The following is a 25,687-nucleotide window of genomic DNA, read 5'->3' on the forward strand; positions in this document are numbered from 1 at the left end:
CGCAGGCGCTTATTCCATCTTCATGCCCGTGGCCTGGGCCAGCACCCGGTAGCGGTCGGTCAGGGCCTGAATGCGCTTGGCGGCTGCATCGCCTGTCAGTCCTTCGTAGACCATGTCGTTGACACGCATGCGTTCACGCAATGTGCCGTCCTTCATTGCCTTCTCGAACTGGGCCTGGATTTTCTGCACCAGCGGCTCAGGCGTGCTGCTGGGCACCCAGGCGGCGAAAAGCACTTCCTGCTGCAGCTCCTTGTGTCCCAGTTCGGTCACCGACGGGACTTCCGGCAGCAAGGGGTTGCGTTGGGCCGTGGTCACCGCCAGCGGGGTGATCTTTCCAGTGGTCACATGGGGCAGCATGGCGGTGGAGCTGATGACGCCGCCGTCCACCTCGCCCGAGAGCATCGCCAGCGTGGCAGGTGCATTGCCTTTGTAGGGCACATGGTTGACCTTGGCACCGGTGGCGTAAGTCAGGATGCTGGAGGCCAGATGGCCGGGGGTTCCATAGCCGGCGGACCCCAGGGTCAGGCCCTTGTCCTTGCCGCGGGCGATGAACTGCTCCAGTGTCTTGATATTGGTCTTGGGGCTGACCGCCATCAGCATGCCTTGCGAGGCGAACACCATGACAGGACGCAGGTCGCCATTTTTGAACGGCATGCTTTTGTAGATCAGCGGGTTGACCGTGAAGCTCGTGTCCAGGCCGATCAGCATGGTGTAGCCGTCGGCGGCAGCCTTGGCGACGTAATCGGCTCCTATGTTGCCGCCGGCGCCGGTGCGATTCTCCACCACGAATGGCTGCTTGGTCTCGCGTTGAAGCACTTCTCCGACGCCGCGCGCCAGTATGTCCACCGCTCCTCCGGGAGCGAAGGAGGCGATCAGTCGAACCGGCTTGCCGGGCCAGGCAGAGGCGGCCGCGCCATCAGCAGGTTGAGCCTGGGAGGCGAAGACGGAGCAGCCCAGCAGCAAAGCCAGGCTGGTTTGAAGAAGGCGGCGGGGTGCAGTCAGGCGAGCCATGGAATCACTCTCTTGTCTGAGGGAAGAGCTGGCATTTGCGAAAATCCCAAGCACTTCCCTTTGTCTCTGTATTGGGAATACACACTGTAGAAGTGACATCCACAATTGATCTAATCAACTCATCTCCGTGAATACCCGACAACCGACCTCCATTCAGCAGATGCTGCTGTTTCGCATCAGCCGCTTCTTTGGCGTGGCGGGCGGCATGGCCATGCGCATGTGCGAGGCTCACTTCGGCCTGACGCGCCGCGAATGGGGCGTGATGGCGACGCTGGCGACCGAGGAGGGTTTGCTGTCCTCCGAGCTGGCGCAGAAGGTGCAGCTGGACAGGGCGCGCACTTCGCGGGCGCTCAGTGGCCTGGAGGAAAAAGGCTGGGTGCTGCGCAAGCCTCTGGATGGAGATCGCCGGCGCGTGGCCATTTATCTGACCGAGGAGGGGCGGCGCATGTACGGCCTGATCCTGCCCGAGATGGTCAAGATTCATGCCGACATCGTGTCCGTCCTCAGCGATGAAGAGCTGGCCTTGTTTGACGGCCTGCTGGCCAAGCTTCAGGCCCATGCGGTGACGCTGGAGCAGCAGGAGCGATACGCGGATTTGCCGCGCATAGGGCGCAGCAGGCCGCCCCGATAGAGGGGCGGTGGGCAGTCAGATCGCATAAGGCTGGCGCCGTCGGCAGGGCATTGCCTGCAATGCCACAATGCTGGCAACATGCAATTTCCCTACGAACTGGCCGTGGGCTGGCGCTATACCCGTGCAGGGCGCGCCACACGCCGCAATGGCTTCATCTCCTTTATCTCGGGTGTCTCCATGCTTGGCATTGCGCTGGGCGTGGCGGCGCTGATCATTGTGCTGAGCGTAATGAACGGCTTCCAGAAGGAAGTGCGGGATCGCATGCTCAGCGTTGTCTCCCATGTGGAAATCTACGCCCCGCAGGGCGCGCCTCTGCCCGATGTGGAGCGCACCATGCGCGAGGCCAGAGCCAACCCCGATGTGGTGGGGGCCGCGCCTTTCGTGGCGGCTCAGGCATTGCTGGCACGCGGCGAGGATATGAAAGGCGCCTTGGTGCGCGGTATCGATCCGGCGCGTGAGGGCGAGGTAACCGATCTGGCGGCCACCAGCGGCGAGGTGCTCAAGCGCCTGGTGCCCGGCGAGTTCAAGGTGGTGCTTGGCATCGAGCTGGCGCGCAGCCTCGGTGTGAGCGAAGGCGATGTGATCACGCTGATCGCTCCCAGCGGACAGGTCACGCCGGCCGGCGTGCTGCCGCGCATGAAGCAGATGACGGTAGCCGGCACCTTCGATTCTGGTCACTACGAATATGACTCGGCGCTGGTGATGATGCATTACGAGGATGCGCAGCGCATCTTCCGCCTGGAAGGGCCGACCGGCATTCGCCTCAAGCTCAAGGATTTGCACGAGGCCCCGCGCGTGGCGCATGAACTGGCGGACACCTTGACGGACCGTTTGTTCATCCGCGACTGGACGCAGCAGAACAAGACCTGGTTTGCCGCCGTGCAGCTCGAAAAACGCATGATGTTCATCATCCTGACCCTGATCGTGGCCGTGGCGGCTTTCAATCTGGTGTCCACCCTGGTGATGAGCGTGCAGGACAAGCGCGCCGATATTGCCATCCTGCGTACCCTGGGAGCCTCACCTTCGTCCATCATGGGCATCTTCATGGTCCAGGGCGCCATGGTCGGCGTCATCGGCACCTTGGCCGGTCTGGCGCTGGGGCTGGCGATTGCCTTCAATATCGACGTCATCGTGCCGGCCATAGAGCAGGCGCTGCATGCCAATTTCCTGCCCAAGGACATCTACCTGATCAGCAAGATGCCCAGCGAGCCGCAGTCCACGGACATCGTGCCGATTGCCGTGATTTCCCTGATTCTTTCTTTTGTGGCCACGATTTACCCCAGCTGGCGTGCCAGCCGCGTGAACCCTGCGGAGGCACTGCGTTATGAATGATGTCGTGATGGGCCAGAGCGTGCTGGAGGCACGCGGCCTGACCAAGCGCTTTGCCGAAGGCAAGCTGGATGTGACCGTGCTGCAGGGCGTGGATCTGCAGGTTCAGGCGGGCGAGACGCTGGCGATTGTCGGCGCTTCGGGCTCGGGCAAATCCACCTTGCTGCACTTGCTGGGCGGGCTGGATGCGCCCACCACGGGCAGCGTCAGCCTCATGGGCCAGCCCTTGCACCAGCTCAGCCCGCAAAAGCAGGGCGCGCTGCGCAACCAGCATCTGGGCTTCATCTACCAGTTCCATCATCTGCTGGCCGAGTTCTCGGCCCAGGAGAATGTGGCCATGCCGCTGCGCATTCGCCGCGATGCCAAGGAGGACTGCATGGATCGCGCGGCCGAGATGCTGCGCGCCGTGGGCCTGGGCCAGCGCATGGCGCATCGCCCGGCCGAGCTGTCGGGCGGCGAGCGTCAGCGCGTGGCCATTGCACGTGCCCTGGTCACGCGTCCGGCCTGCGTGCTGGCCGACGAGCCCACGGGCAATCTGGATCGCGGCACGGCTGATACGGTGTTTGCGCTGATGCTGGAGCTGGCGCGCAGCCATGGCACGGCGTTTGTGATGGTCACCCATGACGAAGGACTGGCCGCGCGCTGCGATCGCATGGTCAGGCTGGGGCGCGGGCAACTGGCTTGACCTCCTGTCTGTCGATGGGCAAAGGCCCGGTCGCGGCCTTTGCAGCGCCGGGCCTTTTTCAATAAGCGCCGACCGCCGCGTTTCGGATGGCGATCGTGGCCTGCTCGCGGGCCGAGACCTGCGGCGGCATGACGGGGCGCGGCTTGGCCGGGCCATGATTGGCCGAGACATCCTGCGCCGTCAGATCGTCGGTGACCTCGCGCAGCCTGGCGGACTGGGCCAGCGAGGTCTGCACCACCTCGCCCATGATCTGCGTGACCTGGCGCGAGGAGTTCACGATCTCGGCCATGGTGGTGCCGGCCTCGCGCACCTGGGTCACCCCCTGGGTGACCTGGGTGACGGAGGTTTGGATCAGCTGCTTGATCTCCTTGGCGGCTTCGGCGCTGTGCTGGGCCAGCTGACGCACCTCATTGGCCACCACGGCAAAGCCGCGTCCCTGGTCACCGGCGCGGGCCGCTTCCACGGCGGCGTTGAGTGCCAGCAGATTGGTCTGGAAGGCGATGGAGTCCATCATGCCGATGATGTCGCTGATCTTGCGCGAGCTGGCGCTGATGGATTCCATGGTGCTCACCACGTCCTGCACGGTACGGCCGCCGGCCTCGGCCACGCTGCAGGCGTCCTGGGCCAGCTCGTTGGCCTGGCGTGCATGGTTGGCGCTCTCGGTCAGCCCTTCCACCGTGGCGCGCAGGGTTTGCGCGGCGGTCACGCGGCGCGTGATGTTGGTGGCGAACTTGACGACCTTGAAGGGGCGGCCTTCGGCGTCGAGTATGGGGTTGTAGCTGGCTTCGATCCAGACCTGGCGGCCGGCCTTGCCTATGCGCAGGTACTGGCCGGCATCATGATGGCCCAGGGCCAGCTTGTGCCAGAAATGCTGATAGGCCGGGGACTGGCGTTCGTGCGGCTGGACGAACATGCTGTGGTGCCTGCCCACGACTTCGGCGAGGGAGTAGCCCATGGTCTGCAGGAACAGATCATTGGCCGTGAGGATGTTGCCGTTCAGATCGAACTCGATGATGGCCTGCACCTTGGCAATGGCCTGGAGCTGGCCGCGGGCATCGTCTTCTTGCTGCTGCTGCTCGGTGATGTCGGTGGCGTACTTGATGACTTTGCGCGGCTGGCCCTGGCTGTCGAAGATCGGGTTGTAGCTGGCCTGCAGCCACACATCCTCGCCCTGGCTGTTGATGCGGCGGTAGCGTCCGCTGTCGTGCAGGCCTGCTGCCAGGCGTTGCCAGAACTGGGCGTACTCGGCAGAACCGCGGGTTTCCTCATCGACAAACATGCGGTGGTGCTGGCCGATGATCTGTTCGGCGCTATAGCCCATGGTGCGCAGAAAGTTGTCATTGGCCGTCAGCACATGGCCTTGCAGATCGAACTCGATCACGGCCTGCACCTGATCCAGCGCGGCCAGCTTGCCCTGCATGTCGGCGCGCTGATGACTTTGGCTCAGGCGTTGCCAGAGCGTGCTTTGCATAAGTCCCGTCATAACTTGCTCCTTTGGCCGATAGCACAGGGCAGGGGGTAAGGTTGCTTAATGTTTTATTTGTTTCAATGTGTGTACCGTAGGACAACACTGGAAACTGTCTGTAGTCACTTGACGTGTCATCTGCCGATGCCGCCCTGCGCTGGCAGCCCGGCCGATGCATGATGTGCAGATGCCCACCTGGATAGATACCCATTGCCACCTGGATGCACCCGAATTCGCGCCTGACAGAGATGTCGTGCGCGCCGCTGCGCAGGCCGCAGGCGTCACGCATCTGGTCATTCCTGCCGTGCAGCGCAGCCACTGGCAGGACGTGATTGCGCTTGCCCATCGCCATGGCGACAGCTATGCGCTGGGCATTCATCCGCTTTACACGCCCGGCGCGCAGGAGTCCGATATCGCGGCGCTGCGCGAGCTGCTCAGCCAGCAGCGCGGGGACCCGCATCTGGTGGCGGTGGGCGAAATCGGCCTCGACTTTTTTGTCCCCGGACTGGACGAGCAGCGCCAGATCTGGTTCTACGAGCAGCAGATCCGGCTGGCATGCGAGTTCGAGTTGCCCGTCATCCTGCATGTGCGCAAGAGCAGCGATCGTCTGCTTAAGACCTTGCGTCAGCACAGGGTCGTGGGGGGGATTGCCCATGCCTTCAACGGCAGCGCCCAGCAGGCGCAGGCCTTCATCGATATGGGCTTCAAGCTGGGCTTTGGCGGCGCCGTCACCTATGAACGCGCGCTCAAGCTGCGTGAGCTGGCGGCCAGCCTGCCGCTGGAGGCGCTGGTTCTGGAAACCGATGCTCCCGATATTCCGCCGCACTGGCTCTACACCACGGCCGAACAGCGTGCGGCCGGTCAGCCCCAGGGGCGTAACAGCTCCGCCGAGCTGCCGCGCATTGCGGTGGAGATCGCGCGGCTGCGTGGCATAGGCATTGAGCAACTGGCGCAGGCTTGCACGGCCAATGCACGTAAGGCACTCAAAGGGCTGCCGGCACTCCCGTAGATGGGTGGCATCTATCCTTTGCAGGCAAAGAGGCTCATGCTCATCTTTTTGAATATCAGCCCAAGAGCCAGGTCGATGGTGACTGGGCGACAATAGAGCATGACCGAGGATTCTTCCGCCACTCCAACAGAGACTGGCCTGCGCTGGCAGGGGCTGGCGGCCGTGGCCGATGAGCGCACGCGTGCGCTGGTTCTGGGCAGCTTTCCGGGCCTGAAGTCGCTGCAGCAGGCCCAGTACTATGCCCATCCGCAAAACCAGTTCTGGCCGCTGCTGCAGGCCTTGTGGCCTCAGCACCTGCAGCCGGCACGTACTGATTACGCGGGCCGCTGCGAATGGCTGCTGGCACGCGGGCTGGGTCTGTGGGATGTGTATGCGAGCTGCGAGCGCGAGGGCAGTCTGGACAGCGCCATTCGCGCAGCCCAGGTCAACGACTTTGCCGGACTGCGTCAGCGCTGTCCTGATCTGCAGCTGGCGTTGCACAACGGCGGCGAGAGCTACAAGCATGCCCGTCAGACAGAGGCACTGGGGCTGATCGCCCTCAAGCTGCCATCCACCAGCCCGGCCAATGCCGGCTGGTCGTTCGATAGAAAACTGCAGGCCTGGCACCATGCGCTGGCGGCCCATGGCCTGCTTTGAAGATTGGTGTGAAACGTGATCCGTAAAACCCGTGGCGGTGCCAAATCCGCGCAAGACAAGAATGTGGCCAGCGTGCAGGAGCTGCCAGAAGTCAGCGTCTCCGACGACGGCGATATCCGCTATCTGCATCTGGGCACGCCCTGGGTCCAGGGCTCCATGCGTATTCGCGATCCTTTTGATATCGACCTGGAGTATGTGCAGCGCATGATGGGTTGGCTGCTGTTTGCCGAGCCTGCCGAAGTGCCTCGGATGCACGCCATGCAACTGGGTCTGGGAGCGGCCGCCATCACCAAGTTCTGTCACAAGAAGCTGCGCATGAAGACCACGGCCGTTGAGCTGAACCCTCAGGTTCTGGCCGTGTGCCGTAGCTGGTTCAAGCTGCCGCCCGACAGCAGCACGCTGCAGGTGGTGCTGGCCGATGCAGCTCAGGAGATCAAAAAGACCGAGTGGCAGGGCACGGTCGATGCACTGGCCGTCGATCTGTACGACCATGAGGCTGCGGCTCCCGTGCTCGATAGCGCCGAGTTCTATGCCGATTGCCGCAATCTTCTGACCGAGGACGGCATCATGACCGTCAACCTCTTTGGCCGCTCCTCCAGCTTTGACAAAAGCCTGGATCAGATGGCTCAGGCCTTTGGCGAGGACGCGCTCTGGGCCTTCCGCCCCACACGCGAAGGCAATACCGTGGTGCTGGCACAGCGCACACCGCGTGTTCTGCAGGGCGCCGAGCTGGATCAGGCCTGCGATCAGGTGCAGGCCCGTTGGGACCTGAACACCACCCGCTGGGCCAAGGTGTTTGTGCCTGCACGCGATGCAGAGGCAGGCAGCAAGACGGCCAAAGCCAAAGTCAGCCGCATCGGCCGGGGCGCTACCGTGTAATTGCAAAGCCTGAGTAAAGTGATTGTGTCGGCCTTGATGGTTGCGGTTTTCTGCCGATGATATGGACATGACGATCAGTGCCATCTCCTCCAGTTCTGCCGGTTCGGCCCCTTCGGGGGCTGGTGTGGCATCGCGTATCCAGCAGCTGCAAAAGCAGATCAAGGATGCCACCAACGAACTCAAGGAAGTTGCCAACAGCGACGCTGATGCCAAAACCAAGGAGCGGCAGGCGCAGCTGCTGCAGGCCAAGATCCAGATGCTGCAGGCCCAGATAGAGGCCTTGCAGAACCAGCAGGCACAGCAAGCCCAGCAGGCTGCCCAGCGGGGGACCGATGCAGTCCAGCAAAAGCGGGATGAGCAGGTGCAGAGCAGAAGTCGCGGCAATCCGGGCCAGGGCGGGCTGGGCGGTCTGGTGGACGAATACGCCTGAGCTGCATCAGGGATGAATGCCATCGTCCGCCTGCTTTGTATCGTCCTAGTCAGGAGCGTGGGCCGATGGCGGTACAGTCAAGGCAGTTTTGTTGCCACTGCCGCCCATGTCATTGACTGAATCCCTTCTGTCCCAGTCCATCAAGCCTGCTAAATACCAGGGACCGCTGGACTGGCGCAAGCTGGTGCAATGGTTGCAGGAAGACGCTGTGATCACGGCGCAGGAGGCCGAGCGCACGGTTGCGCGCTGCTCGGCCGCAGAAAGCGCGCAGCTGCCGCTGGTGCGGCTCGCCAATGTCGGTGTTGTCAGCGCCCAGACGCGTCAGCCGCTGGACCTGGAGACCCTGACCCAGTATCTGGCGCAGCGTAGCGGTCTGGCCTATCTGCGCATCGATCCGCTGCGCGTGGATGTGGGCCGAGTGGGCGAGGTCATGAGCGCCAGCTATGCCGAGCGCCACAAGGTGCTGCCCGTGCAGGTGACGGCCAAGGAGGTGGTGATTGCCACGGCCGAGCCCTTCATCAGCGACTGGGTGAGCGAGGTGGAACGGCAGGCACGCCGCAGCGTGCGCTGCGTGGTGGCCAATCCGCAGGATATCAAGCGCTATACGGCAGAGTTCTTCGCCCTGGCCAAGTCCGTGCGTGCGGCAGAGAAAGCCGGTGGTGCGACCGGCGGCGCCAGTTTTGAACAGCTGGTAGAGCTGGGTAAAAGCAACAAGCAGCTCGATGCCAACGACCAGGGCGTGGTGCGCGTGGTGGACTGGCTGTGGCAGTATGCCTTCGACCAGCGGGCCAGCGACATTCATCTGGAGCCAAGGCGCGAGCAGGGCGTGATCCGCTTTCGCATCGACGGCGTGCTGCATCCGGTCTACCAGATGCCCATGGGCGTGCTGAATGCCATGGTGGCGCGCGTCAAGCTGCTGGGACGCATGGATGTGGTGGAAAAGCGCCGCCCGCTGGATGGCCGCATCAAGACGCGCAACCCGCGCGGCGAGGAAGTGGAAATGCGCTTGTCCACCTTGCCCACGGCGTTTGGCGAGAAGATGGTGATGCGTATCTTCGACCCGGAGAATACGGTCAAGAACCTGGATGCGCTGGGCTTCAGTGCCCATGACGCGCAGCGCTGGGAAGATCTGGTCAAGCGCCCACACGGCATCATCCTGGTTACCGGCCCCACGGGATCGGGCAAGACCACCACGCTGTACTCCACGCTCAAGCGTGTGGCGACCGAGGAGGTCAATGTCAGCACGGTGGAAGACCCCATCGAAATGATCGAGCCCAGCTTCAATCAGACCCAGGTTCAGCCCCAGCTCGACTTCGGCTTCACCGAAGGCCTGCGTGCGCTGATGCGTCAGGACCCGGACATCATCATGGTGGGCGAGATTCGCGATCTGGCCACCGCCGAGATGGCGGTGCAGGCTGCACTGACCGGCCACCTGGTCTTCTCCACGCTGCATACCAATGATGCTCCCAGCGCCGTCAGCCGCCTGATGGAGCTGGGCGTGCCCTCCTATCTGATCAACGCCACCTTGCTGGGCGTGCTGGCCCAGCGTCTGGTGCGTACGCTGTGCTCCAGCTGCAAGGTGCGCGATGAAGACGCAAAGCCCGAGGATCTGGCCGAATCGGTCAAGCCCTGGAAGCTGACCGGCAGTTACCAGCCCTACAAGCCTGTGGGTTGTGAGGACTGCCGCATGACAGGTTACCGCGGCCGCATGGGTCTGTACGAGTTGCTGATGGTGACCGAGGCCCTCAAGAAGCAGATTCATGATGCCCCATCCATGGACGTTCTGCGCCGTCAGGCCGTGCAGGATGGCATGCGCCCTCTGCGCCTGGCCGGGGCTTTGCGCGTTGCCGAGGGCGTGACCACCTTGCCCGAGGTGCTGGCCTGCACTCCGCTGATGAGCGAAATCTGACGAATTGAATGCGAGTGCTTGCTTTTTGTTTTGGGTAGTAAAAACAAGCAGCAATTTGGCGCTTTGCATACAGCTAATGCGTACAAAACGTCAGCCCTAGGGTAAGCCCTTTGTAGGTGGAATCCACATCAATTTGGCATTTGTATGAAACGAGAATCGCCAAGTCGTGATTTCCGTAAGGGGACATTTTTGTGAAAATCAAGAGCCAAAAAGACTTTTTCTCCGGTCTGATGTTCTTGGTCGTCGGTCTCGCATTTGCGATCGGCGCATCCAACTACACCATTGGCACCGGTGCCCGCATGGGACCTGGTTACTTTCCGCTGATTCTGGGTGTGCTCATGGCCATCCTGGGTGCAGCCATCTGCATCGGCGGCCTGACCAAGGGCCCCGAAGGTGGTGACAAGATCGGTAAGTGGGCCTGGAAGCCTGTGTTCTTCATCCTGGCTGCCAACTTTGCCTTCGGCATCTTGTTGGTGGGCGTGCCTGCTGTGGGTATCCCTCAGTTCGGTCTGATCATCGCCATCTACGCGCTGGTCTTCATCGCCAGCCTGGCAGGTCAGACTTTCAACCTCAAGGAAACAGCAGTCCTGGCCACCATCCTGGCCGTGGGCAGCTATTTCGCTTTCGTGTGGGCGCTGAATCTGCAGTTCCCCGTGTGGCCTAGCTTCATCGCTGGCTAATCAGGAGCATCGTCCATGGATCTGATTCAGAACTTGTCGACGGGTTTTGGCGTGGCTTTCACGTTCCAGAACCTGATCTACTGCTTTGTGGGCTGTCTGCTCGGTACGCTGATCGGTGTGCTGCCAGGTATTGGCCCAGTGGCGACCATCGCCATGCTGCTGCCCGCCACTTACGCTCTGCCCCCTGTGGCGGCGCTGATCATGCTGGCTGGTATCTATTACGGTGCCCAGTACGGTGGCTCCACCACCGCCATTCTGGTGAACCTGCCAGGTGAATCCTCGTCGGTGGTGACCGTGATCGACGGCTACCAGATGGCGCGCAAGGGCCGGGCGGGGCCCGCGTTGGCGGCAGCCGGTATCGGCTCCTTCTTCGCTGGTTGCGTGGGTACCGTCATCCTGGCTGCCTTCGCTCCTCCGCTGACCGAAGTCGCTTTCAAGTTCGGCCCTGCCGAGTACTTCTCGCTGATGACCCTGGGTCTGATTGGTGCCGTGGTGCTGGCCTCCGGCTCGCTGCTCAAGGCGATCGCCATGATTGTGTTGGGTCTGCTGCTGGGCATGGTCGGTACCGACGTGAACTCCGGCGTGGCTCGTTACAGCTTCGACATTCCTGAGTTGACCGACGGCATTGACTTCGTCGTGATCGCCATGGGTGTGTTCGGTTACGGCGAAATCATTGCCAACCTGTCCAAGCCCGACGACGAGCGCGAAGTGTTCGCCGCCAAGGTGACCGGTCTGATGCCCACAGGCGAAGACTTCAAGCGCATGATTCCTGCCATGCTGCGCGGTACGGCCCTGGGTTCGGCCCTGGGTATCCTGCCCGGTGGCGGTGCCATGCTGTCGGCCTTTGCCGCCTACACCATCGAAAAGAAGACCAAGCTGAAGCCCGGCGAAGTTCCTTTCGGTCAAGGCAATATCCGTGGCGTGTGCGCTCCCGAGTCGGCCAACAACGCCGGTTCGCAGACATCGTTCATTCCTCTGCTGACCCTGGGTATTCCTCCCAACGCCGTGATGGCGCTGATGGTGGGTGCCATGACTATTCACAACATCCAGCCCGGCCCTCAGGTGATGACCAGCAACCCAGAACTGTTCTGGGGTCTGATCGCCTCCATGTGGATTGGCAACCTGATGCTGATCATCTTGAACCTGCCGCTGATCGGCGTCTGGATCAAGCTGCTGACCGTGCCTTACCGCTGGCTGTTCCCGTCCATCGTGTTGTTCTGTGCTATCGGCGTGTACGGTACCAACAACAACGCCTGGGACGTGTGGATGGTAGGTATCTTCGGTTTCATCGGCTATGTGTTCCACAAGCTGGGTACCGAACCTGCTCCTCTGCTGCTGGGCTTCATTTTGGGCCCGATGATGGAAGAAAACCTGCGCCGAGCCCTGCTGCTGTCGCGTGGTGACTGGTCCGTGTTCGTGACGCGTCCCATCTCCGCCTGCCTGTTGGCTGCCGCCTTGGTGCTGCTGGTGATCGTGCTGATGCCTGCAGTGAAGAACAAGCGTGAAGAAGCTTTCGTGGAAGACTGATCGTCAACCTGATCGCTGATCATCGTTAAAGCGGCCCTTTTGGGGCCGCTTTTTTGATATGAGGACCTTTGTTTCTGGGACTATGGATTAGGGCGGCAAAATAGCTGCAGTTATTCGAAAGATTGCATGGCCTTGTCTTTATTGCCCGCGCAGCACCCTCAGCGGGTCTTGCTGCACAACGAAATTCATGCCCGTCCTGCGGAAATCATGCAGGCTCCTCTGGCCATCACGCATATCGTGATGCTCACCGATGCGGCCCAGCGTGAAGCCAGCCGAGAACATGTAGCGGTCCTGCTGCGCAACCACCATCGCCCTCTGCCCGATGCGGCAACCACCCATGTGCTGATTGACCTGGGGGCGTTTCGCCTGCGTTGGGAGCAGCACACCGAGTTCGTGGCCTGGACCTTCACCACGCCCATGGCCCAAGCCGGCGTGGCCGATGTGCGTGAGCCCGAGACGGCCATCGACGCCGTTCCGCGCGACTGGCTGGCCGCTCTGCCAGGGCAGTGCCTGAGCAGTCTGCATCTGTGGGCGCTGAACGAGCAGGATGTGGATCCGCACTATCTGATGCGTCATATGTTGCAGGCCGATACCCTGGTCGGCTCGCGCGTCTCCGGCGGTGCGGGGGCCATCTATACCGACTTTGCGATTCACCCCGATGGTTTCTCGCGCATGTTGCTGCTTGCGGGCGCCGATCTGTCTCCGCGCCGCCTGGGCCGTCTGGTGCAGCGTGTGCTGGAGATCGAAACCTATCGCATGGCGGCGTTGCTGGGTTTGCCGGCCGCACGCAAGGCAGCAGCCGTGCTGGCCACGGCCGAGCGTGAACTGGCCGAGCTGGCCAATGCCATTCGCGCTGCAGACCGGGACACCGAGCCGGCGTTGCTGGACCGACTGACCCGTTTGGCCGGCCAGGTGGAGAGCGAGTATGCGGCCACGCATTCGCGCTTTTCGGCCAGTTCCGCCTATTTCGAACTGGTAGACAGGCGTATTCAGGAAATTCAGGAAACGCGGGTGGATGGCATCCAGACCATCCGTGAATTCATGGACCGGCGACTTACACCTGCGCGCGCAACCTGCGAATGGGCGACACGCCGCCAGAATGCGCTGTCCGAGCGAGTCTCTCGTGTCAGCAGTCTGTTGCGCACGCGCGTCGAGATCGAGCAGCAGCAAAGCAGCCAGCAGTTGCTGGGCACGATGAACGACCGCCAGGGCACCCAGCTCAAGCTGCAGTCCACGGTGGAAGGCCTGTCGGTCGCGGCCATCACCTACTACATCACCGGCCTGATCAGCTATCTGGCCAAGGGTGGGCAGAAGCTGGGCTGGCCCTGGTCGCCCGAGTCGACGGCGGCCGTGGCCATTCCGGTCGTGGCACTGGGCGTCTGGTGGTCGCTGCGCAGGCTGCACCACAAGCTGTTTCATGGTCGCAGTCATTGAGCATGAAATTGGATGCCAGCGCTTTCTGATAGAGCTCTAGCAGTCATTGATTTTGATAGCGTCGGGCAGTTTGTCCGGCTTGGAAACTGTGTGAAAGGACACTGACATGGACTTTGGTATCGCCGGGCGCTGGGCTCTGGTCTGCGGCGCCAGCAAGGGGTTGGGTTTTGGCTGCGCCAAGGCGCTGGCCGAAGAGGGCGTGAATCTGGTCATCAACGCCAGAAATGACGAGGCATTGCAGCTGGCCGTGCAGAAGCTGCAAGCCATTGCTCCTCAGGTCAAGGTCATCGGTGTCGCTGCAGACATCACCACGCCAGAAGGTCGCACCGCAGTGTTCGAAGCTGCCGGCGGCCCGGGCAAGGATTACGACATCGTCGTGACCAACGCCGGTGGCCCGCCTCCCGGCGACTTCCGTACCTGGGATCGTGAGGCCTGGATCAAGGCCGTGGACGCCAATATGCTGACCCCCATCGAGCTGATCAAGGCCACGGTGGATGGCATGGCTGCGCGTGGCTTCGGTCGCATCGTCAACATCACCTCCAGCGCGGTCAAGGCGCCCATCGACATCCTGGGCCTGTCCAACGGCGCGCGCAGCGGCCTGACGGGCTTTGTGGCCGGCCTGGCGCGTTCGGGCATTGCCGCCAAGGGCGTGACCATCAACAGCATCCTGCCCGGCAAGTTCGACACCGACCGTCTGGTGGCAACCCATCAGGCAGCGGCCAACAAGACCGGCCAGGACCTGGATTCCGTGCGCCAGGCCCAGGCTGCCCAGATCCCTGCCAAGCGCTTTGGCACGGCCGAAGAGTTCGGTGCCATCTGTGCCTTCCTGTGCAGTCGCCAGGCTGGCTATATGACGGGCCAGAACATCCTGCCCGACGGCGGTCTGTATCCTGGCACTTACTGATCATTGATCGAAGGCCGAAACGACAAAAGCCCCGCAATGCGGGGCTTTTGTCTGGGGGGCAGCCGTTTATTTGCGGGACGACACGACGATGCCGGTCACGATCAGCACAAACGCAAGCGCGTGGTAGAGGTGCGGGGTTTCGCCGAGCACGGGAATCGACAGCAGGGCCGTGAACAGCGGAATCAGATTGCCGAAGAAGCCCGCAATGGCGGGCGTGGCACGCTGCACGCCCATCCCCCAGAAGCGGTAGGCCAGAATGGCCGGGCCCACGGCGATGAACAGCAGGCTGCCCAGCAGCGGCCAGCCCGGCACCAGGCGGAACTCGCCCAGCAAGACTTCGCCGCCCGTGAAAAGGCCAGACCAGAGCAGGCCGAAAACGATCTGCGCGAGCAGAAAGCTGGCCCAGTGCGACTTCACTTCCTGGGGGCCGGTGCTGCGCGACAGCAACCAGGTGTAGAAAGCCCAGGCGATGGTGGCCAGCATCATGAACAGGTCGCCGGGCACAAAACGCAGAGCAAGCAGCGTCTGCCAGTCGCCGCGCGACATCACTACCGCCACGCCCAGCACCGACAGCAGGGCTCCGCCCATTTGCCGGCGGCTGACACGAATGCCCCAGCACAGCCGGCCTATGGCCAGCATCCACACCGGCATGCTGGAGCTCACCAGCGTCACATTCAGCGGGGTCGAGGTCTTGAGCGCCAAGTACAGCAAGGCGTTGTAGCAGCCTATGCCCAGCAGTCCCAGCAGCATGTACTGCCGCCACAGCGGCCAGATCGGACTGTCCCTGCGTAGCACCCGCCATGCCAGCGGCAGCAGCAGCACAAAGGCGATGCACCAGCGCAGGAAGTTGAGTGCAAAGGGCGAGATCAGATCGTGAGCGAGGCGGCCCACGATGGCATTGCCGGCCCAAAGTGCCGGAGCCAGGCTGAGCATGGCGACCGTGGCGGGTTTCAGGGGGGAATTCATGGGTTGTCACTGTAACGCGCGGCAACTGGCCTCCGGACCTGCAGCGCTGTGTGGCAGCGGCTGTTGCCGGCAAACTGGCGACCACCAATAGTGATGCAAGCCTTCCCGTTTTGCGAAGCTGAGCACAATGCAGGCCTGGGAGATTTTTCATGAAGCAGCAAACCACGTCGCTCCAGCAGCAATGGCTGCAGTCACAGCAGGCCATGGCCAACAGGCAGCCTCTGCGCCCGCGCCAGCCACTGTGCATTGATGAGCAACAGATCGGCAGTATCGAGGAAGACTTTGCGTGCAAGCTGGGGCTCGATCTGCTGGCGGCCCACGGAATAGCGCTGAGGCTGCTGGCCGGGCAATGGCGGCTGGAAGGCCAGGGCGGGGCGACGGACAATCTGAACCGGCTGGCACAGGCCATGCGCAGCGCCGGTCTTGCCGGTGCCTGGCGCAACGAACAACTGGCGGTCTGCAATGCCGAGGGCCGGCAACTGGCCACCGTCGAACGCGGCGCCGTGCGGCCGCTGGGCATTGCCACCAGGGCCGTGCATCTGGTGGGCGTTTGCGCGGATGGCTCGATCTGGGTGCAGCAGCGCTCGGAGGACAAGGCCAACAACCCCGGCATGTGGGACACCTTGATGGGCGGCATGGTCTCGGCGGCAGACAGTCTGGCCGAGGCGCTGGCGCGTGAAACCTGGGAGGAGGCCGGTCTGCGGGTGGCCGAGCTGGGCGAGCTTCGGCTCGGTGGAAATGTGATGTTTGCAAGACCCAGCGATGAAGCAGAGGGACAGGGCTATATGGTCGAGCGCATAGACTGGTTCTCGGCCCTGGTGCCCGATGCGCTGCAGCCTGTGAATCAGGATGGCGAGGTACAGCGTTTCGAGCGGCTGGAGCTGACCGAGGTCCAGGGCTGGATGCTGCAGAGTCGTTTCACCCCCGAGGCTTCCCTGGTGCTTGCCGCCTACATGGGCTGGTAGGGCGGCAGAGCAGCTAGCGCTGGTTCTCCAGTGCGGTGGATTTGAGCCGGCTGGGTGCCAGGGCTCCGGCCTGCTCGAGAATCGGGTAGGCCACCGAGCACAGCAGCGAGTTGATGCGCTTGAGGTCGCTGATCATGTCGATATGCAGGGAGCTGGTCTCTATGCTCGATACCGTGTGCTGTGACAGGCGCTCCAGATGGGTGGCCGAGTAGGCCAGTTCCAGATCGCGAAAGCGCGCTTTTTCCTCGAGCAGCTTTTGTGCTTCGCGCACATTGCCGTTGAGGAAGACGCTCATGGCCAGGCGCAGATTGTCCAGCAGATGCTGGGTCAGCTCGTGAATCTCCTGCTTGCCGGCGGCCGAGAACTGGCGGCCCTTCTTGATCTTCTTGTCTTCCAGATCCAGCAGCACGCGCTCGATGATGTCGCCGATCTGCTCCATATTGATGGTGAAGCTGATGATTTCCGTCCAGCGCTGACCTTCGCGCTCGTCGAGTTCGGCGCGCGAGATCTTGGTCATGTAGTACTTGATGGCCGAGTACAGATCGTCCACCGTGGCTTCCAGGTGGCGCACTTCCTCGGACAGCTTGGCATCGTCGGTCTCGGCGACTTTCTGCAGGCCGATCAGCATGGACTCCACCACGTCGGCCTGGTGCAGTGACTCGCGCACGGCGCAGGTGATGGCCAGCGAAGGGGTGGACAGGGCCGAGGGGTCCAGGTGGCGGGGGCGCAGCAGCTTGGCCGCACTTTCTTCCTCGGGCTTGGGCAGCATGGCGGTCACCCAGCGGGCCACGAGCTGAGTCAGGCCGATGAAGCACAGGCTGTTGAAGACATTGAACGCCAGATGAAACATCACCACGTTCTGGCCGGCGTTGGGTAGATAGGGCTGGGCGTACTGCGACCACAGCCCGATGAAGGGCGCGACGATGGCCACGCCCATGATCTTGAACAGCAGATTGCCTACGGTGACCTGGCGCTCCTCCACCGCCGATTTGGCGGTGGTGAGCGCCGCGACCAGGCCGCTGCCCAGATTGGCGCCCAGGGTGAGGCCCAGTGCCACATCCAGCGGAATGGCGCCGGAGCTGGCCATGGCCGCAATCAGCAGCACCACGGCCAGGCTGGAGTAGGCCAGCACGGCCAGTACCGCGCCCAGCAGCAATTCCATGAACAGATCGCTGCTGACCGAGGCCAGCAGGGTGCGCACGGCAGGGGCCTGCAGCAGGGGCTCGGTGGCTTCCACCACCAGGCGCAGGGCCAGCAGCATCAGGCCCAGGCCGATGAGCACGCGGCCGATACGACCGGGCTTGGAATCCTTGCGCGAGATATAGAGCACCACGCCGACAAAGATGAACAGCGGCGACAGCCAGGAAAGATCAGTGGAGAACAGCACAGCCATCAGAGCCGTGCCGACATCGGCACCGCGCATCACGGCAAGGGCCGAGGGCAAGGTGATCAGACCCTGGCCTACAAAGGACGAGGTCATCAGCGAGGTGGCCGTACTTGATTGCACCAGGGCCGTGACGCCCATGCCAGATAGCGCAGCCGAGAAACGGTTGCTCATGCTGCGGGCGAGAATATTGCGCAGGTTTGCGCCGAAGACCTGCAGAACGCCGGTGCGAACCATCTGAGAGCCCCAGATCAAGAGGGCAATGGCTGCTAAAAGATTCAATAAATGCTTCATGTTCTGCCCGCGAAGGAGCGACCTAATATACCCCTGAGTGAGACTGGTCTGCCCGGATGGCTCACTCTTCACGCACAAATAAGTGCGGAATAAGGAACACAATAGAACAAAAACGAATTGCTTGAAACATCGTTTCTACGGATGGGATTTCAGAGGTGACCGAGTTTTCCGTATATCGGTATTGCGTTCGATGCTATTAAAAAGGTGGGTTCATGATTCCGGTCATGCCCGGTGCTGTTGCGGTGGGCTTTCTTTTGATGCTGCTGGCAGCCCTGGCAACTATGGCAACTATGGCAACTATGGCAACTATGGCAACTATGGCATTTGCGGCGCGGCCAGCCCGGGCTGCCGCTGCGCATCTGGCAATGGGTGGTGGCGGTATCGCTGCCCATCTCCACGCTGCTGGGGTCGGCACAGATTGCATGGATCGACCAGCGGCAGGCGCAGCAGATGGTCAAGCAAGAACTGCCGACGCACATCACGCTGCTTCAGTCCGTGGTCCGGGGTGACATCGCCTTGTATGCGGGCAGCCATATTCGGCGCGATATGCACTGAAGGTGCTGCTGAGTCTGTCTACGAGTCGGCCGAATCCGACCGGAGCGGGGCGCAATAAGCAAGGCCCGCTGTCTGCTGGAGAGGCAGCGGGCCTTGCCGATGGAAAGCGGCTGGCGCTTACAAGCTCTGGTTCTTGGCGCGTTTTGCGCGCAGGAGTTCATCCAGGATCAGCAGTATGGCGCCCAGCGTGATGCCCATATCGGCGACGTTGAAGGCCGGGAAATGGCTGCTGCCCCAGTAGAAGTCCAGGAAATCCACCACATAGCCGTGCTGCAGGCGGTCCACCACATTGCCGATGGCGCCGCCCAGGATGCTGGACAGCGACAGGCAGAACATCTTCTCGCCGGGATGCTTGCGCAACTGCCAGACGATGAGCACGGTGGCAATCACGCCTATGGCCACGAACAGCCAGCGCTGCCAGCCGCTGCCGCCCGCGAGGAAGGAGAAGGCAGCACCCGTGTTGTGCGCGCGCACGATGTTGAAGAAGCCGGTGATGGGCGTCCAGTCCCCATACTGGTAGTGGCTCAGAATCATCTGCTTGGTGATCTGATCCACGCCGATGATGACAAGCGCCCACAGCAGCCAGGGCCAGATGCGGCCAAGGCCTGCGGAGGATGTCTGGGTGTTGCTCATGGCAGCTCTTTGCTAGGTTTTTTTAATAGCGGTTAGCGCTTGATTCAAAAGAATTTCAGCAAGATTCAATGCTGAAAATGGCTGCCAGCAGGCGCTGGCAGCTCACTTTTTAATGGATCAAGCCTTGGTGCGAACTTCGCCCGTGCCGTGCAGATTGCTGTCGCAGCGGCCGCAGATCGAGGGATGCTCGGGGTTCACGCCCACGTCTTCGCGGTAGTGCCAGCAGCGCTCGCACTTGGCGTGCTCGCTGGCCTTCACGGTGGTGGTCAGGGCATCGCCAGCCACGGCAGTCGCTGCCGAGGTGATGAAGACGAACTTCAGATCGTCCTTGAGGCTTTGCAGCAGGGCCAGGTCTTCGGGCTCGGCCGTGAGCGTGACTTCGGCCTGCAGGGACGAGCCCACGGCGCCGGTGGTGCGCACCACTTCGATGTCCTTGTTGACCTGGTTGCGGATCTCGCACAGGCGTGTCCACTTGGCCAGCAGGCCTTCGTCGCCGGTGGGCAGCTCGGTGAACTTTTCCAGGAAGATGGATTCGCTGTGGCCCACGATCTTCCAGGCTTCCTCGGCCGTGAAGGACAGGAAGGGCGACATCCAGCGCAGCAGCGCCTGGGTGATCTGGTAGAGCGCGGTCTGGGCCGAGCGGCGTGCCAGGCTCTTGGAGGCGCTGGTGTAGAGGCGGTCCTTGAGCACGTCCAGATAGAAGCCGCCCAGGTCTTCGGAGCAGAACAGCTGGATCTTGGCGACCACGGGGTGGAACTCGTAGACCTTGTAGTGGGCCAGGATTTCCTGCTGCAGCTGGGCCGAGCGGGCCAGCGCGAACTGGTCGATCTCCAGCATCTCGCCGTAGGCCACGGCGTCCTTGCTCGCATCGAAGTCGCTGGTGTTGGCCAGCAGGAAGCGCAGCGTGTTGCGGATGCGGCGATAGGCGTCCACCACGCGGGCCAGGATCTTGTCGTCGATGCCCAGGTCGCCCGAGTAGTCGGTCGAGGCCACCCACAGACGAATGATTTCCGCGCCCATCTTGCTGGACACGTCCTGCGGGGCCACGGTGTTGCCCAGCGACTTGGACATCTTCTTGCCCTGGCCGTCCACGGTGAAGCCATGGGTCAGCAGGCCGCGGTAGGGCGCGCGGCCGAAGATGGCCGACGCCAGCAGCAGCGAGCTGTGGAACCAGCCGCGGTGCTGGTCGTGGCCTTCCAGGTACAGATCGGCCTCGGGGCCCTTGTCGTGGTGGTGCTCTGGGTGGGTGCCGCGCAGCACATGCCAGAAGGTGGAGCCGGAGTCGAACCAGACTTCCAGAATATCGGTGCTCTTGGTGTAGCTCTTGGCCTCTTCGGCGCCCAGGATCTCTTCGGTGCTCACGCGGCTCCAGGCCTCGATGCCGCCCTGCTCGATCATGGCGGCCGCCTGGTCGATGATCTCCATGGTGCGCGGGTGCAGTGCGCCCGTGTCCACATGCAGGAAGAAGGGGATGGGCACGCCCCAGCTGCGCTGGCGCGAGATGCACCAGTCGGGACGGCCGGCGATCATGGCGCGCAGGCGATCCTGACCGTTTTGCGGGTAGAAGTTGGTCTGCTCGATGGCATCCAGCGCGATCTGGCGCAGGGTCTTCTCGGGCTTTTGCGCGGGATCGGTGAACACGCCTTCGCCTTCGTCCATGCGGATGAACCACTGGGCGGCAGCGCGGTAGATGACGGGCGTCTTGTGGCGCCAGCAGTGCGGATAGCTGTGGCTGATGGTGGTGGTGTCCATCAGGCGGCCCGCGACCTTCAGGGCGTCGAGGATGACGGGCACGGCCTTCCAGATATGCTGGCCGCCGAACATGGGCAGATCGGCCGCGTACACGCCGTTGCCCTGCACGGGGTTCAGGATCTGCTTGTAGTCCATGCCGTTGGACATGCAGCTGTTGAAGTCGTCCACGCCATAGGCAGGGGCCGAGTGCACGATACCGGTACCGTCGTCGGCGGTGGCGTATTCGGCCAGGTACACGGGCGAGATGCGGTCAAAGCCCTTGTCCACATGGGCCAGCGGGTGCTTGAAGGGCATGTGGTCGAGCTTTTCGCCCTTGGCGGTGGCGACCACGCGGCCTTCCAGCTTCCAGCGGGTCAGGCACTTCTCGACCAGGGCGGAGGCCACGATCAGCAGACCGCGCTCGGTGTCCACCAGGCTGTATTCCAGGTCGGGGTTGACGTTCAGCGCCTGGTTGGCGGGGATGGTCCAGGCCGTGGTCGTCCAGATGACGATGAAGGCTTCCTTGTCGAGCTTGTCCAGGCCGAATGCTGCGGCCAGTCTGGCCGGCTCGGCAGCAGGGAACATCACGTCCAGGGTCTGGCTTTGCTTGTCGGCGTATTCGATCTCGAACTCGGCCAGCGAGGAGGCGCAGTCAAAGCACCAGTACACGGGCTTGAGGCCGCGGTAGACAAAACCACGCTCCATCACCTTCTTCAAGGCGCGCAGCTCGGCGGCCTCGTTGGCGTAGTTCATGGTCTTGTAGGGGTGGTCCCAGTCGCCGAGCACGCCCAGGCGCTTGAAGTCCACCATCTGCTGCTCGATCTGTTCGGCGGCAAAGGCGCGGCTCTTGGCCTGCATCTCGTCGCGTGGCAGATTGCGGCCATGCAGCTTTTCGATGGCGTTCTCGATGGGCAGACCATGGCAGTCCCAGCCCGGTGCGTAGAGCGCGTCGAAGCCTTCGAGCTGGCGGCTCTTGACGATCATGTCCTTGAGGATCTTGTTCACCGCATGGCCGATGTGCAGCTTGCCGTTGGCGTAAGGAGGGCCGTCGTGCAGGATGAACTTGGGCGCGCCGCTGCGGGCGTCGCGCAACTTCTTGTAGATGCCGTTGTCATCCCATTCCTTGGCCCAGGCGGGTTCGCGCTTGGGCAGGTCGCCGCGCATGGGGAAAGGGGTGTCGGGCATGTTCAGCGTGGCGCGGTAGGCGGACGCTTCGGGCTTGTTGGACTTCGAATCAGACATGGGAAACCTTGAAAGCAATGCGAGGCCCGGGCAGTTCTGCCTGGGCGTGAATGGTGAGGTGAGCGCCAGTGCGCTGCTGCGACTGGGACGTGCGAGCAGCGAGCTTCAAATTCGGTCGCGCGTGGTCTGGCGACGAGTCTCTGTGTGCGACGAGGTGTGAGACGGTATGTGGGCCGAGGCGAAAAACGCGCGCGCGTCATCGCAGTCCTTGGCGATGCCGACCGTCAGGGCATCGAGACTGTCATACTTCAGCTCGTCGTGCAGTTTGTGCAGAAGTTCCACGCGGATGATTTTACCGTAGGCACCTTCTCCACCCAGTTGGGCGGGCCAATCGAAACAGTGGGTCTCCAGCAGCACCCGGCCGCCGTTGATGTCATTGGGGTCCAGCGAGGGGCGCACGCCCAGGTTGGCCACGCCCTGCAGCGGTTGGTCCGTCAGCCCATGCACCAGCACGGCAAAAATGCCGCTGGCGGCCGGTTTCCAGTGGTCGAAACGCAGATTCAGCGTGCGAAAGCCGTCCTCGGCTCCGCTCATTGATTCGGCCAGCTTGCGGCCCAGCTTGCGCCCATGCACCACGTGGCCCGAGATGCGGTAGGGGTGGCCCAGCAGTTTGGCGGCCTGCTGCATGTCGCCGGCAGCCAGGGCCTCGCGCACGGCCGTGCTGGAGACGCGCAGCCCATGGACCTCATAGCTGTTCATGCGCGCCACATCGAAGCCCAGGGCCTGGCCGGCGTTGTCCAGCATGGCGTAATCGCCGGCGCGCTTGGCGCCAAAGCGGAAGTCGTCGCCCACCAGCACGTATTTGGCGCCCAGGCCCGAGATCAGCACATCCTGAATAAAGTCCTCGGGACTCTGGCTGGCCAGGGCTTGGTTGAAGGGCAGGATCACGACCTGATCGACGCCGCAGACCTCGAGCTGGCTGAGCTTGTCGCGCAGCGTGCCCACGCGGGCCGGCGCCAACTCTGGCTTGCCCAGCTTCTGCGCGAAGTAGTCGCGCGGGTGCGGCTCGAAGGTCATGGCGCAGCTGGGGATGCCGCGCTGGGCCGCCTCGGCCTTGAGCAGGCCCAGCATGGCTTGATGTCCCCGGTGTACACCATCAAAATTGCCAATGGTCACAGCGCAGGCCGGGGCCAGGCCGGGATGATTGATGCCGCGGAAAATCTTCATGGACTGCTTTGTTATTTATAGCAACTGGCGCCGATGCATGCGACACAAGCCGTCAATTTGACATAGTTTCAGAGTATATTGCTTCAAATCAGGCAGCTGTGGAGGCTGCACGATTGTGCTCAAAAGCGCCAAGACGCTTGTCCGTTTTCCGTGGTCCAAGTTTGACTGTATGGAGGCTGGTTGTGAAAGTCTTGAAGCTGACAGCCCAGGGGCTGCCGCAGTCCTGGGTAACGCTGGAGCAGGCGGCGCTGCATTACGCAGCAGAAGATGTGCGCTGGGAAGCCGGTGTCGAAATCGCCTGCTTTCGCGGTGGCCACAATGCGGTGACCGGCAAGCAGTCAGTCATTCACATCAACTCCATCATCGGCACCAAGGGCATGCCGAACATCAACCCGCATGAGCTGCTGCCGGGTCTGACCAATGGCAAGCTCTTTGCTCGTGACCGCTGCGTCTGCGCCTATTGCGGGCGGCGCTTCCATGAGAGCGATCTCACACGCGAGCACATTGTCCCCGTGAGCACCGGCGGACAGCACAGCTGGATGAATCTGGTCACGGCCTGTCGCGCCTGCAACCACCGCAAGGGGGCCAGAACGCCGGAGCAGGCTCGCATGCCCTTGCTCTACACCCCCTACACGCCCACGCTGTGGGAGGACTTCATCTTGAGAAACCGCCGCATTCTGGCCGACCAGATGGAGTTTCTCGTGGCCCATGTGCCGCGTGGATCACGCTGGCGCAGCTAGGACGTAAAAAAGCCCCGGGCTGGCGCCGCGGGGCAGGAGCAAGAGGACAGAAACGCGTTCAGACGGTGGTGGAGACGGCTTTTTGCCAGGCTTCGTAGAGGTCTTCGCCCTCGTCGCGCACGCGCTGGCCGATCAGGGCCATCTCGCGCTGCTCCTCGGGCTTGGCCAGTTCCACATAGCCGCGCGCGGCCGACAGATCGTAGGGCTCGCCGTCTTCGTTGGAGTAGGCGAAATACACCTGCTTCACGCCGGCCAGCAACATGGCCGTGTAGCACATGGAGCAAGGGTAGCCGCTGGCATACATGACGGCGCCCGACAGATCGGTGCTGCCCTGGGCCTTGGCTCCTATGCGCAGGGCCTGCATCTCGGCGTGGGCCGAGGGGTCGCAGAGCTCATCGACCTGATTGACGGCGCGCGCCAGAACCTTGCCCTCACGCACCAGCACGGCGCCGAAGGGCCAGGTGGGCTGCTGGCGGCCTTTGACATTGCCCATGGCCAGGCGTATGGATTCAAGCAGGTATTTGCCGCTGTCGTTTTCGTTGTTCATCGAGTCGTTCTCCTTGGTAAAAAAATCAGCTGCCGCGGTAGGTGTTGAAGAACCACGGCGAGCACAGCATGGGCACGTGGTAGTGCTGGGCCGCGTCGAAGATGGAAAAGCGCACCAGCACTTCTTCCGACAGCGCCGTGGGTTCCTTGAAATGCTCGCCTGTGTAAAAGCGCAGCTCGAAGTCTCCGGTGCGGGCCCCGGCGGCGGGCAGCATGGGGGCGTCGGTGCGACCGTCGGCATTGGTACGGGTGCTGTTCAGACGCTGCGCCGGGGTCTGCGCCAGGTCGTAGAGTTCCACCCGCATGCCGGCTATGGGGCGACCGGTGGTGAGGTTGAGTACATGGGTGCTGATGCCTGCCATAGTGGTCTTTCGATGGGTTGCGATAGAGCGTGGATATGCCGGCTCAGCTGCCGCGTGAATAGGTGTAGCTCCAGGGGCCGAACTGGATGGGCAGATGGATGCGCTCTGCCGTGTTCACGATCTGGAAGCGCACCGGCACCTTGGACAGAAAGGCCGGGCGCGGCAGCTTGGCGCCCTTGGCAGCAAAGTACTCGTCTACGTGCAGCAGCATTTCGTAGCGGCCGCTGCGGTAGCTGTCATCGATCAGCAGCGGTTCGTCGGCCCGGCCGTTGGCGTTCACGACAAAGCTGCGTATCGGCACATAGGTTTCGCCGTCGAAGCGCGAAAAGTCGATGCGCAAGCCCGTGGCTGCAGAGCCATGGAAGGTGTCCACGGCATGCATGGTCAGGCGCGGGCTGACACCATGCAGCACGATGGGACCGGCGGCCTGGGCCGGCACTGCCGGGAGGGTGTCGGCGGCCAGCGCGCCGTGTGTGCCCGTCAGGGCCGAGGCGCCGAGCACGAGGCCCGAGAGTGCGAACTGTCGGCGCGACGGGGTCGGTGTGGGTGTGGGATGCATGCGGGATGACTCCT

25 protein-coding genes are annotated in these 25,687 nt (G+C 62.7%); 15 read left to right on the top strand and 10 right to left on the bottom strand.

The window, feature by feature from the left end:
• Window positions 1–9: 9 nt before the first annotated feature.
• Window positions 10–1,011, bottom strand: coding sequence for a Bug family tripartite tricarboxylate transporter substrate binding protein (locus CTR2_RS04375; protein ID WP_087084934.1), 1,002 nt, complete (start codon window positions 1,009–1,011; stop codon window positions 10–12).
• A 160-nt stretch (window positions 1,012–1,171) separates the two neighbouring features.
• On the opposite strand from CTR2_RS04375, the gene CTR2_RS04380 reads away from it, so the two are divergent.
• The 3 genes from CTR2_RS04380 to lolD all read left to right on the top strand — a co-directional run bounded on the left by CTR2_RS04380 (window position 1,172) and on the right by lolD (window position 3,656).
• Complete coding sequence (locus CTR2_RS04380) at window positions 1,172–1,642, top strand: MarR family winged helix-turn-helix transcriptional regulator (protein ID WP_087084933.1); 471 nt, start codon at window positions 1,172–1,174, stop codon at window positions 1,640–1,642.
• A 78-nt stretch (window positions 1,643–1,720) separates the two neighbouring features.
• The gene (locus CTR2_RS04385) at window positions 1,721–2,974 is read left to right on the top strand and encodes a lipoprotein-releasing ABC transporter permease subunit (protein WP_003076911.1); all 1,254 of its coding nucleotides are present in this window, start codon (window positions 1,721–1,723) and stop codon (window positions 2,972–2,974) included.
• Window positions 2,967–3,656, top strand: coding sequence for a lipoprotein-releasing ABC transporter ATP-binding protein LolD (gene lolD, locus CTR2_RS04390; RefSeq protein WP_087084932.1), 690 nt, complete (start codon window positions 2,967–2,969; stop codon window positions 3,654–3,656). The genes CTR2_RS04385 and lolD overlap by 8 nt, the downstream gene beginning before the upstream one ends.
• 58 nt (window positions 3,657–3,714) lie before the next feature.
• Here the strand turns inward: lolD and CTR2_RS04395 are convergent, their stop codons facing one another.
• Complete coding sequence (locus CTR2_RS04395) at window positions 3,715–5,139, bottom strand: methyl-accepting chemotaxis protein (protein ID WP_087084931.1); 1,425 nt, start codon at window positions 5,137–5,139, stop codon at window positions 3,715–3,717.
• A 169-nt stretch (window positions 5,140–5,308) separates the two neighbouring features.
• Between CTR2_RS04395 and CTR2_RS04400 the strand changes: the two genes are divergently transcribed.
• The 9 genes from CTR2_RS04400 (at window position 5,309) to CTR2_RS04440 (ending at window position 14,529) form a co-directional block, all read left to right on the top strand.
• A complete protein-coding gene (locus CTR2_RS04400; protein WP_254913445.1) occupies window positions 5,309–6,130 on the top strand; it encodes a TatD family hydrolase in 822 nt (273 codons plus the stop codon).
• Between the two features lie 99 nt (window positions 6,131–6,229).
• Window positions 6,230–6,766 carry a DNA-deoxyinosine glycosylase gene (locus CTR2_RS04405; protein WP_087084929.1) on the top strand — a complete coding sequence of 179 codons (537 nt, stop codon included), beginning with the start codon at window positions 6,230–6,232 and terminating at the stop codon, window positions 6,764–6,766.
• A gap of 15 nt (window positions 6,767–6,781) precedes the next feature.
• Window positions 6,782–7,645 carry a spermine/spermidine synthase domain-containing protein gene (locus tag CTR2_RS04410; protein WP_087084928.1) on the top strand — a complete coding sequence of 288 codons (864 nt, stop codon included), beginning with the start codon at window positions 6,782–6,784 and terminating at the stop codon, window positions 7,643–7,645.
• A gap of 67 nt (window positions 7,646–7,712) precedes the next feature.
• Window positions 7,713–8,075 carry a FlxA-like family protein gene (locus CTR2_RS04415; protein ID WP_087085247.1) on the top strand — a complete coding sequence of 121 codons (363 nt, stop codon included), beginning with the start codon at window positions 7,713–7,715 and terminating at the stop codon, window positions 8,073–8,075.
• 106 nt (window positions 8,076–8,181) lie between these two features.
• Window positions 8,182–9,984, top strand: a complete 1,803-nt coding sequence (tfpB, locus tag CTR2_RS04420) for a type IV pilus assembly ATPase TfpB (RefSeq protein ID WP_087084927.1) — start codon at window positions 8,182–8,184, stop codon at window positions 9,982–9,984.
• Between the two features lie 191 nt (window positions 9,985–10,175).
• Window positions 10,176–10,664 carry a tripartite tricarboxylate transporter TctB family protein gene (locus CTR2_RS04425; protein WP_012837169.1) on the top strand — a complete coding sequence of 163 codons (489 nt, stop codon included), beginning with the start codon at window positions 10,176–10,178 and terminating at the stop codon, window positions 10,662–10,664.
• Between the two features lie 15 nt (window positions 10,665–10,679).
• Window positions 10,680–12,191 carry a tripartite tricarboxylate transporter permease gene (locus tag CTR2_RS04430; protein WP_087084926.1) on the top strand — a complete coding sequence of 504 codons (1,512 nt, stop codon included), beginning with the start codon at window positions 10,680–10,682 and terminating at the stop codon, window positions 12,189–12,191.
• Window positions 12,192–12,317: 126 nt separating this feature from the next.
• Entirely contained in the window at window positions 12,318–13,625 is a 1,308-nt protein-coding gene (locus tag CTR2_RS04435) for a DUF3422 family protein (protein ID WP_087084925.1), read from the top strand.
• 106 nt (window positions 13,626–13,731) lie between these two features.
• Window positions 13,732–14,529 carry an SDR family oxidoreductase gene (locus tag CTR2_RS04440; protein WP_087084924.1) on the top strand — a complete coding sequence of 266 codons (798 nt, stop codon included), beginning with the start codon at window positions 13,732–13,734 and terminating at the stop codon, window positions 14,527–14,529.
• A gap of 66 nt (window positions 14,530–14,595) precedes the next feature.
• Here the strand turns inward: CTR2_RS04440 and CTR2_RS04445 are convergent, their stop codons facing one another.
• A complete protein-coding gene (locus CTR2_RS04445) occupies window positions 14,596–15,495 on the bottom strand; it encodes a DMT family transporter (RefSeq protein WP_087084923.1) in 900 nt (299 codons plus the stop codon).
• A gap of 149 nt (window positions 15,496–15,644) precedes the next feature.
• Between CTR2_RS04445 and CTR2_RS04450 the strand changes: the two genes are divergently transcribed.
• The gene (locus CTR2_RS04450) at window positions 15,645–16,460 is read left to right on the top strand and encodes an NUDIX hydrolase (protein WP_087084922.1); all 816 of its coding nucleotides are present in this window, start codon (window positions 15,645–15,647) and stop codon (window positions 16,458–16,460) included.
• Window positions 16,461–16,473: 13 nt separating this feature from the next.
• Here CTR2_RS04450 and CTR2_RS04455 read toward each other — a convergent pair whose 3' ends face one another.
• Window positions 16,474–18,138 carry a Na/Pi cotransporter family protein gene (locus CTR2_RS04455; protein ID WP_087084921.1) on the bottom strand — a complete coding sequence of 555 codons (1,665 nt, stop codon included), beginning with the start codon at window positions 18,136–18,138 and terminating at the stop codon, window positions 16,474–16,476.
• Window positions 18,139–18,462: 324 nt separating this feature from the next.
• Between CTR2_RS04455 and CTR2_RS04460 the strand changes: the two genes are divergently transcribed.
• Window positions 18,463–18,693 carry a hypothetical protein gene (locus CTR2_RS04460; protein WP_087084920.1) on the top strand — a complete coding sequence of 77 codons (231 nt, stop codon included), beginning with the start codon at window positions 18,463–18,465 and terminating at the stop codon, window positions 18,691–18,693.
• A 117-nt stretch (window positions 18,694–18,810) separates the two neighbouring features.
• Here CTR2_RS04460 and lspA read toward each other — a convergent pair whose 3' ends face one another.
• The 3 genes from lspA to CTR2_RS04475 all read right to left on the bottom strand — a co-directional run bounded on the left by lspA (window position 18,811) and on the right by CTR2_RS04475 (window position 23,466).
• Window positions 18,811–19,326, bottom strand: coding sequence for a signal peptidase II (gene lspA, locus CTR2_RS04465; RefSeq protein WP_087084919.1), 516 nt, complete (start codon window positions 19,324–19,326; stop codon window positions 18,811–18,813).
• Window positions 19,327–19,443: 117 nt separating this feature from the next.
• Complete coding sequence (gene ileS / locus CTR2_RS04470; protein WP_087084918.1) at window positions 19,444–22,299, bottom strand: isoleucine--tRNA ligase; 2,856 nt, start codon at window positions 22,297–22,299, stop codon at window positions 19,444–19,446.
• A gap of 105 nt (window positions 22,300–22,404) precedes the next feature.
• The gene (locus CTR2_RS04475; RefSeq protein WP_087084917.1) at window positions 22,405–23,466 is read right to left on the bottom strand and encodes a bifunctional riboflavin kinase/FAD synthetase; all 1,062 of its coding nucleotides are present in this window, start codon (window positions 23,464–23,466) and stop codon (window positions 22,405–22,407) included.
• Window positions 23,467–23,648: 182 nt separating this feature from the next.
• Here CTR2_RS04475 and CTR2_RS04480 point away from each other — a divergent pair, with 182 nt between their 5' ends.
• Window positions 23,649–24,206, top strand: a complete 558-nt coding sequence (locus CTR2_RS04480; RefSeq protein WP_003066139.1) for an HNH endonuclease — start codon at window positions 23,649–23,651, stop codon at window positions 24,204–24,206.
• Window positions 24,207–24,264: 58 nt separating this feature from the next.
• Here CTR2_RS04480 and CTR2_RS04485 read toward each other — a convergent pair whose 3' ends face one another.
• Genes CTR2_RS04485 through CTR2_RS04495 form a run of 3 tightly spaced genes read right to left on the bottom strand, consistent with a single transcriptional unit; the run spans window position 24,265 to window position 25,673 of the window.
• Window positions 24,265–24,753: a nucleoside deaminase gene (locus tag CTR2_RS04485; RefSeq protein ID WP_087084916.1), complete on the bottom strand. Its 489-nt coding sequence runs from the start codon at window positions 24,751–24,753 to the stop codon at window positions 24,265–24,267.
• A 25-nt stretch (window positions 24,754–24,778) separates the two neighbouring features.
• Window positions 24,779–25,114, bottom strand: coding sequence for a hydroxyisourate hydrolase (uraH, locus tag CTR2_RS04490; RefSeq protein WP_087084915.1), 336 nt, complete (start codon window positions 25,112–25,114; stop codon window positions 24,779–24,781).
• Window positions 25,115–25,157: 43 nt separating this feature from the next.
• Window positions 25,158–25,673, bottom strand: a complete 516-nt coding sequence (locus tag CTR2_RS04495; RefSeq protein WP_087084914.1) for a hydroxyisourate hydrolase — start codon at window positions 25,671–25,673, stop codon at window positions 25,158–25,160.
• Between the last annotated feature and the right edge of the window lie 14 nt (window positions 25,674–25,687).

It is taken from the genome of Comamonas thiooxydans, assembly GCF_002157685.2.
GTDB lineage: Bacteria > Pseudomonadota > Gammaproteobacteria > Burkholderiales > Burkholderiaceae_C > Comamonas > Comamonas testosteroni_H.

What these genes read in the sequence shown, in the direction of transcription:
- CTR2_RS04415 (WP_087085247.1), top strand. Translation starts at nt 7,713, where the DNA reads ATGACGATCAGTGCCATCTCCTCCAGTTCTGCCGGTTCGGCCCCTTCG.
- CTR2_RS04395 (WP_087084931.1), bottom strand. Translation starts at nt 5,139, where the DNA reads ATGACGGGACTTATGCAAAGCACGCTCTGGCAACGCCTGAGCCAAAGT.
- CTR2_RS04485 (WP_087084916.1), bottom strand. Translation starts at nt 24,753, where the DNA reads ATGAACAACGAAAACGACAGCGGCAAATACCTGCTTGAATCCATACGC.
- CTR2_RS04455 (WP_087084921.1), bottom strand. Translation starts at nt 18,138, where the DNA reads ATGAAGCATTTATTGAATCTTTTAGCAGCCATTGCCCTCTTGATCTGG.
- CTR2_RS04495 (WP_087084914.1), bottom strand. Translation starts at nt 25,673, where the DNA reads ATGCATCCCACACCCACACCGACCCCGTCGCGCCGACAGTTCGCACTC.
- lolD (WP_087084932.1), top strand. Translation starts at nt 2,967, where the DNA reads ATGAATGATGTCGTGATGGGCCAGAGCGTGCTGGAGGCACGCGGCCTG.
- lspA (WP_087084919.1), bottom strand. Translation starts at nt 19,326, where the DNA reads ATGAGCAACACCCAGACATCCTCCGCAGGCCTTGGCCGCATCTGGCCC.
- CTR2_RS04400 (WP_254913445.1), top strand. Translation starts at nt 5,309, where the DNA reads ATGCCCACCTGGATAGATACCCATTGCCACCTGGATGCACCCGAATTC.
- CTR2_RS04445 (WP_087084923.1), bottom strand. Translation starts at nt 15,495, where the DNA reads ATGAATTCCCCCCTGAAACCCGCCACGGTCGCCATGCTCAGCCTGGCT.
- CTR2_RS04440 (WP_087084924.1), top strand. Translation starts at nt 13,732, where the DNA reads ATGGACTTTGGTATCGCCGGGCGCTGGGCTCTGGTCTGCGGCGCCAGC.
- CTR2_RS04430 (WP_087084926.1), top strand. Translation starts at nt 10,680, where the DNA reads ATGGATCTGATTCAGAACTTGTCGACGGGTTTTGGCGTGGCTTTCACG.
- CTR2_RS04380 (WP_087084933.1), top strand. Translation starts at nt 1,172, where the DNA reads ATGCTGCTGTTTCGCATCAGCCGCTTCTTTGGCGTGGCGGGCGGCATG.
- CTR2_RS04385 (WP_003076911.1), top strand. Translation starts at nt 1,721, where the DNA reads ATGCAATTTCCCTACGAACTGGCCGTGGGCTGGCGCTATACCCGTGCA.
- CTR2_RS04450 (WP_087084922.1), top strand. Translation starts at nt 15,645, where the DNA reads ATGAAGCAGCAAACCACGTCGCTCCAGCAGCAATGGCTGCAGTCACAG.
- CTR2_RS04435 (WP_087084925.1), top strand. Translation starts at nt 12,318, where the DNA reads ATGGCCTTGTCTTTATTGCCCGCGCAGCACCCTCAGCGGGTCTTGCTG.
- tfpB (WP_087084927.1), top strand. Translation starts at nt 8,182, where the DNA reads ATGTCATTGACTGAATCCCTTCTGTCCCAGTCCATCAAGCCTGCTAAA.
- uraH (WP_087084915.1), bottom strand. Translation starts at nt 25,114, where the DNA reads ATGGCAGGCATCAGCACCCATGTACTCAACCTCACCACCGGTCGCCCC.
- CTR2_RS04375 (WP_087084934.1), bottom strand. Translation starts at nt 1,011, where the DNA reads ATGGCTCGCCTGACTGCACCCCGCCGCCTTCTTCAAACCAGCCTGGCT.
- CTR2_RS04475 (WP_087084917.1), bottom strand. Translation starts at nt 23,466, where the DNA reads ATGAAGATTTTCCGCGGCATCAATCATCCCGGCCTGGCCCCGGCCTGC.
- ileS (WP_087084918.1), bottom strand. Translation starts at nt 22,299, where the DNA reads ATGTCTGATTCGAAGTCCAACAAGCCCGAAGCGTCCGCCTACCGCGCC.
- CTR2_RS04405 (WP_087084929.1), top strand. Translation starts at nt 6,230, where the DNA reads ATGACCGAGGATTCTTCCGCCACTCCAACAGAGACTGGCCTGCGCTGG.